Source organism: Haloferula rosea, assembly GCF_016595525.1.
GTDB lineage: Bacteria > Verrucomicrobiota > Verrucomicrobiia > Verrucomicrobiales > Akkermansiaceae > Haloferula > Haloferula rosea.
The window spans coordinates 1-798 of record NZ_JAENII010000048.1; the positions used below are offsets into that span (position 1 = coordinate 1).

General features: G+C 58.3%; 1 protein-coding gene. It reads right to left on the reverse strand.

What is annotated here, in order from left to right:
* Positions 1 to 785: IS110 family RNA-guided transposase (locus JIN81_RS18775; RefSeq protein ID WP_200283619.1), on the reverse strand; the 785-nt coding region annotated here is incomplete at its 3' end.
* Positions 786 to 798 lie beyond the last annotated feature (13 nt).

Genomic DNA, 798 nt, shown 5'->3' on the forward strand with positions numbered 1-798 from the left:
TTTCCGGATCTGAGGACACCGAAGATCAAGTGAAGAAGCTTGGTCATGATAGCGCCGATAATCACAATCGACTTCTTGCCCTTGGCTCGGAGTCGGTCTGCAAAGGCCTTGCAGGCTGGATTGTATCGCATGGCGCTCATGGCTGGATAGAAGAGCGCTTTGCGTAGCCGCGAAGAGCCGTTCTTGCTCATCGGTGTGTGCGTCGATCCGCTTGTACCGCTCTGATGATGACGCGGTGTCACTCCTGCGTAGGCAGCAAGCTGGCGGGCGTCCTCAAGGTCCTCGATGGGTGGAATTTCGGCAAGGATGCTAGTTCCTGAGGTGACACCGATTCCCCCGATGGTGGTCAGCAACTTGATCGTTTGGGCGAGTTTCTCATCGGCTTGGGTCAGGCTACGGATTTCTTTCTCGATGGAGGTGATGCGCGTTTCGAGATGGCGCAGGTGAGCGCAGATATCTTTGCGCACAAAGCGGTCTGAGGTTTGCTCAAGCCGATTCTTTTCTGCCTGATGCTGGGCGAGTAGGCTTTCACGACGCCGGGAAGCGGCGCGTAGGTGCAATTGCCCTTCGCTGGGGCGTTTCCAGGCTCTTGGCTTCTGAGTGGCGCAATAGTGAGCGATCATGCGGGCGTCGGCCGGATCGGACTTAGAGCGCATCATGCGGCAGTGAGCGTAGCCCTTGATTCGGCGGGGTTGCTCGACGCTGAGTTTGCCGATGTGGGTGTCGAGGAAAAGGGCGAGTTCGTCGCCACAGGGACCGGTGGCTTCCATGCAGGCGTGGAGCATGGCGGGCTTGCAG